Annotated in this window: 23 protein-coding genes; all 23 read left to right on the forward strand. The window is 49.8% G+C overall.

Annotated elements, in window-relative coordinates:
- Positions 1-9 precede the first annotated feature (9 nt).
- The 23 genes from fusA (at position 10) to secY (ending at position 12,453) form a co-directional block, all read left to right on the forward strand.
- Positions 10-2,076, forward strand: coding sequence for an elongation factor G (gene fusA / locus DESAL_RS05960; protein ID WP_015851065.1), 2,067 nt, complete (start codon positions 10-12; stop codon positions 2,074-2,076).
- A 244-nt stretch (positions 2,077-2,320) separates the two neighbouring features.
- Positions 2,321-2,638 carry a 30S ribosomal protein S10 gene (gene rpsJ, locus DESAL_RS05965; protein ID WP_015851066.1) on the forward strand — a complete coding sequence of 106 codons (318 nt, stop codon included), beginning with the start codon at positions 2,321-2,323 and terminating at the stop codon, positions 2,636-2,638.
- Between the two features lie 14 nt (positions 2,639-2,652).
- Positions 2,653-3,285, forward strand: a complete 633-nt coding sequence (gene rplC, locus DESAL_RS05970) for a 50S ribosomal protein L3 (protein WP_015851067.1) — start codon at positions 2,653-2,655, stop codon at positions 3,283-3,285.
- Between the two features lie 12 nt (positions 3,286-3,297).
- Entirely contained in the window at positions 3,298-3,918 is a 621-nt protein-coding gene (gene rplD, locus DESAL_RS05975; RefSeq protein ID WP_015851068.1) for a 50S ribosomal protein L4, read from the forward strand.
- Between the two features lie 2 nt (positions 3,919-3,920).
- Positions 3,921-4,211, forward strand: coding sequence for a 50S ribosomal protein L23 (gene rplW, locus DESAL_RS05980; RefSeq protein WP_015851069.1), 291 nt, complete (start codon positions 3,921-3,923; stop codon positions 4,209-4,211).
- Between the two features lie 3 nt (positions 4,212-4,214).
- Positions 4,215-5,045, forward strand: a complete 831-nt coding sequence (rplB, locus tag DESAL_RS05985) for a 50S ribosomal protein L2 (protein WP_015851070.1) — start codon at positions 4,215-4,217, stop codon at positions 5,043-5,045.
- Positions 5,046-5,054: 9 nt separating this feature from the next.
- A complete protein-coding gene (gene rpsS, locus DESAL_RS05990) occupies positions 5,055-5,336 on the forward strand; it encodes a 30S ribosomal protein S19 (RefSeq protein WP_015851071.1) in 282 nt (93 codons plus the stop codon).
- 13 nt (positions 5,337-5,349) lie between these two features.
- Positions 5,350-5,682 carry a 50S ribosomal protein L22 gene (gene rplV, locus DESAL_RS05995; RefSeq protein WP_015851072.1) on the forward strand — a complete coding sequence of 111 codons (333 nt, stop codon included), beginning with the start codon at positions 5,350-5,352 and terminating at the stop codon, positions 5,680-5,682.
- Positions 5,683-5,691: 9 nt separating this feature from the next.
- Complete coding sequence (gene rpsC, locus DESAL_RS06000; RefSeq protein WP_015851073.1) at positions 5,692-6,333, forward strand: 30S ribosomal protein S3; 642 nt, start codon at positions 5,692-5,694, stop codon at positions 6,331-6,333.
- Entirely contained in the window at positions 6,333-6,746 is a 414-nt protein-coding gene (gene rplP, locus DESAL_RS06005) for a 50S ribosomal protein L16 (protein WP_015851074.1), read from the forward strand. The genes rpsC and rplP overlap by 1 nt, the downstream gene beginning before the upstream one ends.
- Before the next feature lies 1 nt (position 6,747).
- Complete coding sequence (gene rpmC, locus DESAL_RS06010; protein WP_015851075.1) at positions 6,748-6,942, forward strand: 50S ribosomal protein L29; 195 nt, start codon at positions 6,748-6,750, stop codon at positions 6,940-6,942.
- A gap of 3 nt (positions 6,943-6,945) precedes the next feature.
- On the forward strand, positions 6,946-7,212 hold the full coding sequence (gene rpsQ / locus DESAL_RS06015; protein WP_015851076.1) for a 30S ribosomal protein S17: 267 nt from the start codon (positions 6,946-6,948) through the stop codon (positions 7,210-7,212).
- Between the two features lie 11 nt (positions 7,213-7,223).
- Positions 7,224-7,592: a 50S ribosomal protein L14 gene (rplN, locus tag DESAL_RS06020; RefSeq protein ID WP_015851077.1), complete on the forward strand. Its 369-nt coding sequence runs from the start codon at positions 7,224-7,226 to the stop codon at positions 7,590-7,592.
- 25 nt (positions 7,593-7,617) lie between these two features.
- Positions 7,618-7,935: a 50S ribosomal protein L24 gene (rplX, locus tag DESAL_RS06025; RefSeq protein WP_015851078.1), complete on the forward strand. Its 318-nt coding sequence runs from the start codon at positions 7,618-7,620 to the stop codon at positions 7,933-7,935.
- A 9-nt stretch (positions 7,936-7,944) separates the two neighbouring features.
- Positions 7,945-8,484, forward strand: a complete 540-nt coding sequence (rplE, locus tag DESAL_RS06030; protein ID WP_015851079.1) for a 50S ribosomal protein L5 — start codon at positions 7,945-7,947, stop codon at positions 8,482-8,484.
- Between the two features lie 12 nt (positions 8,485-8,496).
- Positions 8,497-8,682 carry a type Z 30S ribosomal protein S14 gene (locus DESAL_RS06035; protein ID WP_015337847.1) on the forward strand — a complete coding sequence of 62 codons (186 nt, stop codon included), beginning with the start codon at positions 8,497-8,499 and terminating at the stop codon, positions 8,680-8,682.
- A gap of 15 nt (positions 8,683-8,697) precedes the next feature.
- Positions 8,698-9,081 (forward strand): 30S ribosomal protein S8, encoded by a 384-nt coding sequence (gene rpsH / locus DESAL_RS06040; RefSeq protein WP_015851080.1) that lies wholly within the window; start codon positions 8,698-8,700, stop codon positions 9,079-9,081.
- Between the two features lie 12 nt (positions 9,082-9,093).
- The gene (gene rplF, locus DESAL_RS06045; protein WP_015851081.1) at positions 9,094-9,630 is read left to right on the forward strand and encodes a 50S ribosomal protein L6; all 537 of its coding nucleotides are present in this window, start codon (positions 9,094-9,096) and stop codon (positions 9,628-9,630) included.
- 12 nt (positions 9,631-9,642) lie between these two features.
- Positions 9,643-10,002, forward strand: coding sequence for a 50S ribosomal protein L18 (gene rplR, locus DESAL_RS06050; RefSeq protein WP_015851082.1), 360 nt, complete (start codon positions 9,643-9,645; stop codon positions 10,000-10,002).
- A gap of 16 nt (positions 10,003-10,018) precedes the next feature.
- Complete coding sequence (gene rpsE, locus DESAL_RS06055; RefSeq protein ID WP_015851083.1) at positions 10,019-10,510, forward strand: 30S ribosomal protein S5; 492 nt, start codon at positions 10,019-10,021, stop codon at positions 10,508-10,510.
- Between the two features lie 12 nt (positions 10,511-10,522).
- Complete coding sequence (gene rpmD, locus DESAL_RS06060) at positions 10,523-10,696, forward strand: 50S ribosomal protein L30 (protein ID WP_015851084.1); 174 nt, start codon at positions 10,523-10,525, stop codon at positions 10,694-10,696.
- Positions 10,693-11,139, forward strand: coding sequence for a 50S ribosomal protein L15 (gene rplO, locus DESAL_RS06065; RefSeq protein WP_015851085.1), 447 nt, complete (start codon positions 10,693-10,695; stop codon positions 11,137-11,139). The genes rpmD and rplO overlap by 4 nt, the downstream gene beginning before the upstream one ends.
- 3 nt (positions 11,140-11,142) lie before the next feature.
- Positions 11,143-12,453, forward strand: coding sequence for a preprotein translocase subunit SecY (secY, locus tag DESAL_RS06070; RefSeq protein WP_015851086.1), 1,311 nt, complete (start codon positions 11,143-11,145; stop codon positions 12,451-12,453).
- Position 12,454 lies beyond the last annotated feature (1 nt).

Raw genomic sequence — 12,454 nt, forward strand, 5'->3', positions numbered from 1 at the left:
GAGTACAAAGTGGCTAGAAAGGTTGCTAGAGATAAACAGCGTAACATTGGTATTATGGCCCACATTGATGCGGGTAAGACTACCACTACTGAGCGCATTCTTTTCTATACTGGTGTTTCTCATAAAATCGGTGAAGTTCATGATGGCGAAGCTACCATGGACTGGATGGTCCAGGAACAGGAACGCGGCATTACCATTACCAGTGCTGCTACCACCTGTATGTGGAAAGATCACCGCATTAACATTATTGATACTCCCGGTCACGTTGACTTCACCATGGAAGTTGAGCGTGCACTGCGCGTACTTGACGGCGCAGTAGCCGTTTTCGACGCAGTAGCCGGTGTTGAGCCTCAGTCTGAAACCGTATGGCGTCAGGCTGACAGATATAAAGTTCCCCGTATGGCTTTCGTTAACAAGATGGACCGTATCGGAGCAGACTTCTTCCGCTGTGTAGAAATGCTCAAGGACCGTCTTGGCGCTAAAGCTGTTCCTCTTCAGATTCCTATCGGAGCTGAAGACGAATATCAGGGTGCAGTTGACCTTATCACTGGTAAGGCTTTTATCTACACCGACGACATGGGTAAGGACTACTCTGTAGAGGAAATCCCTGCTGATCTGATGGACCAGTACGAAGCCATGCGCCTCGAACTGATCGAAGCTATCGCAGAAGAAGACGAAGAACTCCTCGATAAGTACCTCGGTGGTGAAGAACTTTCCCCCGAAGAAATCATCAAGGGTATCCGCGCAGCTACCATCAACCTGACCATCTGCCCCGTTCTTTGCGGTACCGCATTCAAGAACAAAGGTGTTCAGCCCCTGCTTGACGCTGTTGTAGACTATCTTCCTTCTCCCATGGATATCGCTGCTATCGTTGGTACCGAACCCGGCACTGACAAGCAGATCGAGTGTCCCTGTGACGACAATCTGCCTCTCGCAGCTCTGTCTTTCAAGCTCATGACCGACCCCTTCGTTGGTCACCTTACCTTCCTGCGCCTGTACTCCGGTAAAATTGAATCCGGTGCTACTTTCATCAACGGCGCAACCGGTAAAAAAGAGCGTATCGGTCGTCTGCTGAAGATGCACGCTAACAAACGTGAAGAAATCAAGGAAGCATACGCTGGTGACATCGTTGCAGCTGTTGGTCTTAAGAACATGGCTACCGGTGACACCCTCTGCGAACAGAAGAACGCAGTTGTTCTTGAATCTCTCGATATTCCCGAACCTGTTATCGAAGTAGCAATCGAACCCAAGACCAAAGCTGACCGCGATCTGCTCAGCCAGGGCCTTGCTAAGCTTGCTAAAGAAGATCCCTCTTTCCGCGTTAAAGGTGACGAGGAAACTGGCCAGACTTTGATCTCCGGTATGGGTGAACTCCATCTCGAAGTTATTGTTGACCGCCTTCTGCGCGAGTTCAACGTTAACGCGAATGTTGGTGCTCCTCGTGTTGCTTACCGTGAAACCATCACCAAAGCTGTTGAGTCTGATCTCAAATACGCTAAGCAGTCTGGTGGTCGCGGTCAGTATGGTCACGTTGTCGTTACCATCGAGCCCAACAAAGAAAGCGAATACGAATTCAAAGACGAAATTAAGGGCGGCGTAATTCCCAAGGAATACATTCCCGCAGTTGACCGTGGTATCCACGATGCAATGAAGAATGGTGTTATCGCCGGCTTCCCGCTCGTAGACATCAAGGCAACCCTGACCTTCGGTTCCTACCATGATGTTGACTCCTCTGAGCAGGCATTCTACATCGCTGGTTCTATGGCACTGAAGGATGCGGTTAAGAAAGCTGCTCCCCAGTTGCTGGAGCCCATCATGGCTGTTGAAGTTGTTACTCCTGAAGAGTACCTCGGCGACGTCATGGGTGACCTTAACGGTCGCCGTGGCCGTATCGGCAGCATGGATTCCCGCGCTAACGCACAGGTTATCAAGTGTGACGTTCCCTTGAGCGAAATGTTCGGTTACGCAACCGACCTCCGCTCCAAGACTCAGGGACGTGCTACTTTCACCATGCAGTTCGACCATTACGAGCCTGTTCCCGCTTCTATCGCTGAAGAGCTGATCAATAAAAATTAATTTAAATTTAATTTTTATCTGAAATACGCTTGACAGCAACGCTGAAAAAGCACTATACCTCCCGGACCCATAGAGTTCGGGAGGTTCTTTTTTACGGGAACCACCCCGTGAAACCACAGAGATAGGGTATAAGGTCCGGCATGCTGACTGGACGACCATACCAGGCCAGGAAGGACTCACCTCACGATCCTTCTTACCGTTGCACGTAAAAGGCCGTCTCTGAATTCATTTAGGAGAAATTAACATGGTTTCTATGACTAGTGATCGTATTAGGATCAAGCTCAAGGCATACGACTATCGTATCCTTGATAAAGCAGTTACCGAGATTGTGGATACTGCCCGCAATACCGGCGCTGCTATCGCAGGACCCATCCCGCTGCCCACACAGATCAGCCGTACTACCATTCAGCGTTCTGTGCACGTAGACAAAAAGTCTCGTGAGCAGTTTGAGATGAGAATCCACAAGCGTCTGCTTGACATTCTTGAACCCACCCAGCAGACCGTTGACGCACTCGGCAAGCTCAGCCTGCCCGCTGGTGTTGACGTTGAAATCAAGCTGTAAGGGAGGGCTTCAACATGGCAAAAACTATCGGTTTACTCGGTAAAAAACTGGGCATGACCCGCGTCTTCGCTGACGATGGTTCTGTTGTGCCCGTCACTGTTCTCGAAGTAGGTCCTTGTCCTGTTATGCAGGTTAAGACCGAAGAGAAGGAAGGCTACAACGCCATCCAGATCGGCTACGACGCTCTTCCCGAGCGCAAGGTTAACAAGCCCGCGAAAGGTCATCAGGAAAAAGCTGGAAAAGGCTACTTCCGTCACCTTCGTGAGTTCCCCCTTGAGTCTGTAGCTGACTACGAACTGGGCCAGGAAATCTCCGTGGACATCTTTGCCGCAGGTGAAAAGGTAAAAGTTACCGGCACCTCCAAGGGTAAAGGTTTCCAGGGTGTAATGAAGCGCTGGAACTTTGCTGGTTCCCGTGCATCTCACGGTGCTGAAAAGGTACACCGTTCTCCTGGTTCCATCGGCCACGCTACTTTCCCTGGCAAAGTATTCAAAGGCAAAAAAATGCCCGGTCAGATGGGTAACGAGCGCGTTACTGTTTCCAACATTGAAATCGTAGACGTTCGTGCAGACGAAAACGTTCTCGTGGTAAAGGGACAGGTTCCCGGTCCTAAGAACGGTCTCGTTATGATCCGCAAGACCAGCTAGAGGAATAAAAAAATGGCTACCATTACTATATATGATCAAACTAAAAAGGAAGTCGGGAGCATGGATCTTGCTCCGGAAGTTTTCGAAGTTCCGGTCAAGCCTGAAATCCTGCATCTCGTAGTACGTTCCCAGCTTGCAGCCAAACGCCAGGGTACTCATGCCACTAAAACTCGTGGTATGAAACGCGGCGGTGGCGCAAAGCCTTGGCGCCAGAAAGGCACCGGTCGTGCTCGTGCAGGTTCCACACGTTCACCCCTGTGGCGTGGTGGTGGAACCACTTTTGGTCCCCAGCCCCGCGACTACTCCTTCAAGGTTAATAAAAAGGTCCGCCGTCTTGCTCTCAAGATGGCTCTCACTTCCAGACTCAGCGAAGAAAAGATGATGGTTGTGAAGAACATCGACCTTCCCGAAATCAAGACTAAGCTCTTCGTTGAAGTTGCTGAAGCTCTGGGTCTCGAAAAAGCCTTGGTCGTTGTTAAGGACGCAGATAACAAACTCCTCCTTTCTGCGAGGAACATCCCCGGCATTAAGCTTATCACTGCCGATCAGCTGAATGTTTATGACATTCTGAAAGCTCGTCAGCTGGTAATGCTTGAGAACGCAGCACAGGATCTGCAGGAGAGGTTAAAATAGTCATGGACTATACTCAGATTCTTATCAAACCGGTAATATCGGAAAAGGCTACTGACATTAAGGAAGCAGCCAATCAGGTTGCCTTCTACGTGCTGCCTTCTGCCAATAAGACTGAAGTCAAAAAAGCAGTTGAATCTGCTTTTGACGTAAAGGTTGATTCCGTACGTATCGTACGTAAAAGACCCGGTCTTCGCAGAAAGTTCGGCCGTGTTGTCGGCAAATTGTCCGGCTACAAGAAAGCTTACGTAAAGCTTTCCGAAGGCGAAAAAATCGAATTCTTCGAAGGAGTTTAAGAGATGGCTACTCGTAAACTGAAGCCGACCTCCCCGGGTCGCCGGTTCCAGACTATCTCCACCTTTGAGGAGATTACCAAGTCTACTCCGGAAAAGTCCCTTACCAAGGGTCTGACCAAGAAGGCCGGTAGAAACAATAACGGACGGGTTACTTCCCGTCGTCGTGGCGGTGGCGTTAAACGTCTTTACCGTATCATCGACTTCAAACGTAACAAAGTAGAAGTACCCGCGACTGTTGCTTCAATCGAATATGATCCCAACAGATCCGCACGCATCGCTCTGCTGCACTACGCAGACGGTGAAAAGCGCTACATCCTTTGTCCTGTTGGACTGAATAAGGGTGATAAGATTCTCGCTGGTGAGAAAGCCGACATCAAACCCGGTAACGCTCTCCTTCTGAAGAATATCCCTGTTGGTACTATCGTTCACAATATCGAATTGTATCCCGGCAAAGGTGGCCAGTTCTGCCGCGCTGCCGGTACCTACGCACAGCTCATCGCGAAAGAAGGCAAATATGCTCTTCTGCGCATGCCTTCCGGTGAAGTCCGCAAGGTGCTCGCTACCTGCTGCGCAACCGTAGGTCAGGTTGGTAACATCCACCACGAAAACATTACCCTCGGTAAAGCCGGCCGTAACCGCTGGCTGGGTCGCAGACCTAAAGTTCGTGGTGTTGCCATGAACCCGATCGATCACCCCCTCGGTGGTGGTGAAGGTCGCAGTTCCGGTGGTAGACACCCCGTTTCTCCTTGGGGTATGCCTGCTAAGGGATACAAGACCCGCAGTAAGAAGAAACCTTCTTCCAAGCTCATCGTTAAACGCCGCGGGCAGAGGTAGGAGACTGTAATGCCAAGATCACTGAAAAAAGGCCCGTTTATTGACGATCATCTGCTTAAAAAGGTCGTAAAAGCTCAGGAATCAGGTGACCGCAAGGTTATCCAGACCTGGTCCCGTCGCTCCACTATCATTCCCGAAATGGTAGGTTTGACCTTCGCAGTACATAATGGCCGTAAGTTTATTCCTGTATTCGTGACCGAAAACATGGTAGGACACAAGCTGGGCGAATTTTCTCCCACCCGTACCTACTACGGCCACGCTGCAGATAAGAAAAGCAAGGCCAAACGCTAGAAGGTGTTGAGCAATGGAAGCAAGAGCTATTGCAAAATATATGCGCATTTCTCCTAGGAAAGTGCGCTTGGTAGCGGAAAACATCAAGGGAAAGCCGGTTGAGGAAGCCCTCAACATCCTGAAGTTCACTCCCAAAAAGGGTGCTGAAATGCTCAGTAAAGTGCTTTACTCTGCAGTGGCTAACGCCGAGCAGATTCCCGGAGTGGATGTTGACTCTCTCTGCGTAGACATCGTCAAAGTTGACGAAGGTCCTACCTGGAAGAGAATTCAGCCCAGGGCTATGGGTCGTGCGTATCGCATTCGCAAGCGCACCAGCCATATAACCGTCGTAGTAAAAGAAATGTAGGGTAGTGTCATGGGTCAGAAAGTACATCCATACGGCTTCAGACTTGGATACACCAAGAACTGGCTTTCCAGATGGTTCTCCAGTAAGGACTATCCCGCTTTCGTCTACGAAGACGACAGCATTCGTAAATATGTAAAAGAGAAGATCTTCCACGCAGGCGTCTCCAAAATTGAGATTGAGCGTGCTGGCGGCAAAATCCGTCTGATCATCCACACTGCACGTCCCGGTATCATCATCGGTCGTAAAGGTGTTGAGATTGAAAAACTTCGTGAAGACCTTCGTAGAAAATTCAATAAAGAATTCGCTCTTGAAGTTAGCGAAATCCGCCGTCCCGAAACCGACGCGCAGCTCGTTGCTGAGAACATTGCTCAGCAGCTTGAGCGCCGTGTGGCTTTCCGCCGCGCTATGAAGCGCATTGTGGGCCTCGCTCGCAAGTTCGGCGCAGAGGGTATCAAAGTGGCATGTGCCGGTCGTCTTGCCGGTGCTGAAATCGCACGTACCGAATGGTACCGCGATGGTCGTGTGCCCCTTCAGACTCTCAGAGCTGACATCGACTACGGTGTAGCACGTGCTAACACCACCTACGGTGTCATCGGCATCAAGGTCTGGATCTTCAAAGGTGAAATTCTCGACCACGAGGTGGAACAGTAATGCTATCACCTAAGAAAGTTAAATTCCGTAAGCGTCAGAAAGGTCGCCTGAAAGGTAAAGCTCAGCGCGGCTCCAGCATCGCTTTCGGCGATATCGCGATTAAGACTCTGGAACACGGAAAACTTACCAACAACCAGATTGAAGCAGCTCGTGTCGCTATCATGCGTCACATCAAGCGTGGCGGTCAGGTATGGATCAGGGTTTTCCCTGACATGCCCATCACTGCCAAGCCTGCTGAAGTCAGACAGGGTAAAGGTAAAGGTTCCCCGGTTGGTTGGGTTGCTCCGGTTAAACCCGGTCGCATTCTCTACGAAGTGAAGGGCGTTGATATTGAACTGGCCAGAGAAGCTCTGGTCCGTGCATCTCACAAGCTTCCTGTTAAAACTACCATCGTAGTCAAGGAGGGATTGTAAAATGAAAGCCAAAGAACTTCGTGAACTCGACAACGCTGCTCTGAATGAGAAGCTTGCAGAAGCTCGTCAGGAGCTTTTCAACCTTCGTTTCCAGCATGCTACTGCACAGCTGGAAAACACCCAGAGACTGTCCGATGTTAAAAAAGACATCGCAAAGATCCTCACCGTGCAGCGTGAAAAGGAACTGGGAGCATAAGCCATGGCAGAGCTTAATCTGAAAGGAAACAGGCGCGTGCTGACCGGCGTGGTTGTCTCTGACAAAGCCGACAAAACTATTGTTGTGCGTTGCGAGACCCTCGTTAAGCATTCCCTGTATAAAAAATACATCCGTCGCCACACCAAATTCATGGCACATGATCCGTCCAACGAGTGCGGTATCGGCGATAAGGTACAGATTGTTGAATTCCGCCCCCTTAGCCGGCGCAAAAGGTGGCATCTCGATAAAATTCTGGAAAAAGCAGTTTAGGGGTATTAGCTATGATTCAGGTAGAATCTAAACTTGACGTAGCAGATAACTCTGGTGCCAAAAAAGTATCTTGCATCAAGGTACTTGGTGGCTCCAAGAGACGCTACGCCAGTGTCGGAGACATTATTGTGGTTTCCGTTAAGGAAGCGATGCCCCATTCCAAAGTGAAGAAGGGCGCTGTGATGAAAGCTGTCGTTGTTCGTACCAAGAAAGAAATTGGTCGTCCTGACGGTTCTTACATCAAGTTCGACAATAACTCTGCCGTTCTTCTGAACAACTCCATGGACCCGGTAGGGACTCGTATTTTCGGTCCCGTGGCTAGAGAACTCAGAGGCGCAGGCTTCATGAAGATCGTTTCTCTGGCACCTGAGGTTCTGTAATCCTTATCACAAGAAGGTAAACGGCATGAACAAGATACATGTTGATGACAAAGTAATGGTCATCGCCGGCAAGGATAAGGGGAAGATCGGTAAGGTCCTCAAGATCAACCGCAAGAAGGACACTGTCCTCGTAGAGCAGGTTAATATGGTTTCCAGGCACACCAAGCCGAACCCTTATGCTAACCAGCCCGGCGGTATCGTTGAGAAAGAAGCCCCTGTTCACATCTCCAACATCCAGGTTGTGTGCCCCGCTTGCACAAAAGCAACCCGCGTTGGCGTACGTGAGACCGAAGACGGAAAGAACATCCGTTTTTGTAAAAAATGTAACGAAATCATCGACTAGGGTTTTGCGATGACACGTCTCGAAAAAATATATACGGACAAGGTCGCCCCGGCTCTGAACAAAGAGTTCGGGTACAAGAGCTCGATGGAGATTCCCGGTATCAAGGCAATCTCTCTTAACATCGGACTCGGTGAAGCAAGCCAGAACGCTAAGCTCATCGACGGTGCTGTTGAAGAACTGACCGCAATTGCTGGTCAGCGCGCAGTAGTCACCAGAGCGAAAAAGTCAATTGCAGCTTTTAAGCTGCGCGAAGGAATGCCTGTAGGTTCCCGTGTAACTCTTCGCAGAGATCTCATGTGGGACTTCCTGGACAAGCTGATCAGCTTTGCACTTCCTCGTGTACGCGACTTCCGCGGTATTCCTGACAAAGGCTTCGATGGACGCGGCAACTTCACCCTCGGAATCAAGGAACTGACTATCTTTCCTGAGATTCAGCTCGATAAAATCGAGATCACCAAAGGGATGAACGTGACTATCGTCACCTCCGCTAAAACTGATAAAGAAGGCAAGATGCTCCTCGAGCTTCTTGGTATGCCCTTCAAGAAATAGGAGGATATCGTTTTGGCCAGGACAGCTTTAAAAGTTAAGGCGAAACGTAAGCCTAAGTTCAAAGTGCGCGAATATAACAGATGCCCCATCTGCGGTCGTCCTCGTGCATTCCTGCGCAAATACGGTATCTGCCGTATCTGCTTCAGGGAAAAGGCCCTTGCGGGTGAACTTCCCGGCGTGCGTAAAGCCAGCTGGTAATATAAGGAGTTTAAAATGCCTGTTGTCGATCCTATCGCCGATATGCTGACCCGCATTCGTAATGCTCACGGTGCTTATCACAAGTCCGTGTCCATTCCCGGGTCCAAAATCAAAACAGCTATCGCCGGGATTCTCAAGGATGAAGGTTACATCACTGACTTCACTTCTGAAGACAATGAAATTAACGTCACCCTTAAGTATGTTGATGGAAAAGCCCTGATTAGCGGCATGAAGAAAATCAGCACACCCGGTCGTCGCGTGTTTGTAGGCGTTGAAGATATTCCCTCTGTCCTCAATGGACTCGGGATTTGCATACTTTCCACTTCAAAGGGCGTAGTTGACGGCGTTAAAGCTAAAGAGCTTAACGTTGGCGGCGAACTCTTGTGCGAAATCTGGTAGAGAGGTTTTATTATGTCCAGAATTGGAAAAAAACCTATTGATATACCTTCCGGAGTGGAAGTAACTGTTGGTGCTGACGTGGTTTCCGTTAAGGGCCCCAAAGGCACCATCACCACCCCGGTACACCCCATGGTCAGCTTCACTGTTGCTGATAATGCGGTCGAGGTGAAGAGGTCTGGCGATTCCCGTCAGGAACGTGCTCAGCACGGCCTGCACCGTTCTCTGCTTGCCAACTGCATTGAAGGAGTCTCCAAAGGCTTCTCCAAAACATTGGAAGTTGTCGGTGTTGGTTACAAGGTTAACGTACAGGGCAAGAACATCGTTCTTAACGTTGGTTTCTCCCACCCCGTTAACTATGAACTGCCTGCTGGAATCGAAGCAAGCGCAGAAGGCAACACCAAACTCACCATCAGCGGCGTAGACAAGCAGCTGGTTGGTGAAGTTGCAGCGCAGCTTCGTCGTGTACGCCCGCCGGAGCCTTACAAAGGCAAAGGCATCAAGTACATTGATGAACAGATCAGACGTAAAGCCGGTAAGTCCGGTAAATAGTAGGGTATAGCCATGAAAATGACTAAAGAACAGGCAAGACAGCGTAAAAAGATCCGCATCCGCAAGAAAATCAGCGGTACTGCAGCTCGCCCGCGTCTTGTTGTATTCCGTTCAAATAAGCACATCTACGCTCAGCTCGTAGATGATCTGATTGGCAAAACCGTGACCGCATCATCTTCCAAAGCACTCGCTAAAGATGGTGAAGCTCTCAAGCTCACCTGCGAGACTGCAGCTAAAGTCGGTAAAGACATTGCTGCTAAGGCTAAGGAACTGAAGATCGAAACTGTTGTTTTCGACCGCAGCGGTTATATCTATCACGGCAGGGTTAAGGCCCTGGCAGACGGCGCTCGTGAGGGTGGCCTGAAATTCTAAACTTATGGGAATATCCATGGAACAGAATGATCTGGGTCTGATTGAAAAAATCGTTTACCTCAACCGAGTCGCAAAAGTCGTGAAGGGCGGTAGAAGGTTTTCCTTCAGTGCCCTGGTTGTGGTAGGTGACGGTAAAGGTCAGGTCGGTTTCGGACTTGGTAAGGCTAACGAAGTACCTGAAGCTATTCGTAAAGCTTCAGAGAAAGCCCGTAAGGAAATGATCTCCGTACCTCTTCTGGACGGTACTCTTCCTTATGAAGTCCTCGGCCGTTACGGTGCAGGACGCGTAATGCTCAAGCCCGCATCCAAGGGTACCGGTATCATCGCCGGTGGTCCTGTGCGTGCGGTACTTGAAGTTGTAGGCGTACACGATATCCTTACCAAGGCTATCGGCACCAACAACCCGCATAACGTCCTTCGCGCGACTATCGCCGGACTTGCTTCCCTGCGTAGCGCTGATGAAGTTGGTCAGCTCCGCGGGAAGAAAGTTGTGACTCCCAGAAAGTAGGAGGACATAGTTATGCTTAAGGTAAAACTCGTTCGCAGCATGATCGGCTGCAATCCCAAACAGCGTGCTACTATCAAGGCGCTGGGACTGCGTAAGATCAGGCAGGAAAAGAGCTTTGAAGATACTCCCATCGTAAGAGGGATGATCAAAAAAGTTGAGCACCTTGTGGAGGTATCTGAATCATGAGGCTGCACGAAATATATCCGTTCCAAGAGGAACGTAAAAATCGCAAGCGCGTAGGTCGCGGTGGCGGATCCGGCTGGGGTGGAACCTCCGGTAAGGGTCACAAGGGTCAGAACGCCCGCTCCGGCGGCGGTGTCCCCGCCTGGTTTGAAGGTGGTCAGATGCCTTTGGCTCGTCGTCTGCCTAAGCGCGGTTTCAAGAATCCTTTCCGCGAAGAGTACGTAGCTCTCAACGTTGGTCAGATTCTTGGTGCTTTCGAAGGCAGAACTGAAATCTCTCTCGAAGACATTTACGAAAGAGGCCTTTGCAAAAAAGGTGCTCTCGTAAAAGTACTCGGCATGGGTGAAGTAAGTGCTGCTGTTACCATCGAAGCTCACCGCTTCAGCGCATCTGCGACTGAAAAGATCACAAAGGCAGGTGGTACTGCCAAAGCCCTGGAAGGATAAAACGTGGCATTGTCTGGAGTTGATAATCTTTCCCGACTGCCGGAACTGAAGAAAAAGCTCTTCTGGACTTTTCTTCTTCTGGCTGTCTACCGGATCGGGATTCACATCCCGGTCCCGGGCGTAGACAGCTCAGCATTGGCCGATTTTTTTGAGAGTGTTTCTAACACTCTCTTCGGCCTTTTTGACATGTTCTCAGGCGGCGGGTTGCGTAACTTGTCCATATTCGCGTTAGGGATCATGCCCTATATCTCCGCGTCTATTATCGTTCAACTTCTAGGTGTGGTTAGTCCCACCATTAAACGGCTTCAGGAAGAAGGGGCTCAGGGACGCAAGAAGATTACCCAGTACACCAGATACGGCACTGTGCTGATTACATTAGTTCAGGGTTTCGGCATCGCAGTCGGGCTGGAAAGTATGACCAGTCCTACCGGTGCTCCTGTTGTACTGCATGCAGGATGGGCCTTTAGAGGCATCACCATTCTGACTCTGACAGCAGGTACTGTTTTCCTGATGTGGCTCGGTGAGCAAATGACCGAGAAAGGCATCGGTAACGGTATCTCTATGATCATTTTTGCCGGTATTGTTGCAGGCCTTCCGTCTGCTATTTTCAATACTGTCAGACTGATGCAGGCTGGAGAAATTACTCTCTTCCTGCTCTTGTTTGTTATGGCATTCATGGTCGCCATTCTCGCTTTTATCGTATATATGGAGCGCGGACAGCGCAGGATTCCAATACATTATGCCAAGCGCATGATGGGACGCAAAATGATGGGCGGACAGACCACACATCTGCCCCTGCGAATCAACACTGCTGGTGTTATTCCCCCTATTTTCGCTTCTTCAATCCTGATGTTCCCCGCAACCTTGGCAAGCTTCTCCAATAACGAGATTCTTTCCAAGTTCTCTGCGTACTTCGCTCCGTCTTCCATAGTATATAACGTAGTATACATCGCCCTGATCATTTTCTTTTGCTATTTCTACACTGCGATCATGTTTGATCCTAAAGGAATTGCTGAGAATATTCAGAAGCAGGGTGGTTTTATCCCCGGTATCCGTCCCGGTAACAGAACCCGTGAATACATTGATCGCGTTCTGACCAGGATCACTCTCTGGGGATCTCTGTACGTTGCAGCTATCTGCGTACTGCCTATGATTCTTATCGCCCAGTTCAACGTGCCTTTCTACTTCGGTGGAACCGCACTGCTCATCGTTGTCGGTGTTGCAATGGACTTCATGGGTAAAATTGAATCCTACATGATCTCCCGTCAGTATGAAGGGCTCATGGGTAAGGGCAGCAAAGTTAAGGGCAGGTAAT

Origin of the sequence: Maridesulfovibrio salexigens DSM 2638 (assembly GCF_000023445.1) — a bacterium.
GTDB lineage: Bacteria > Desulfobacterota > Desulfovibrionia > Desulfovibrionales > Desulfovibrionaceae > Maridesulfovibrio > Maridesulfovibrio salexigens.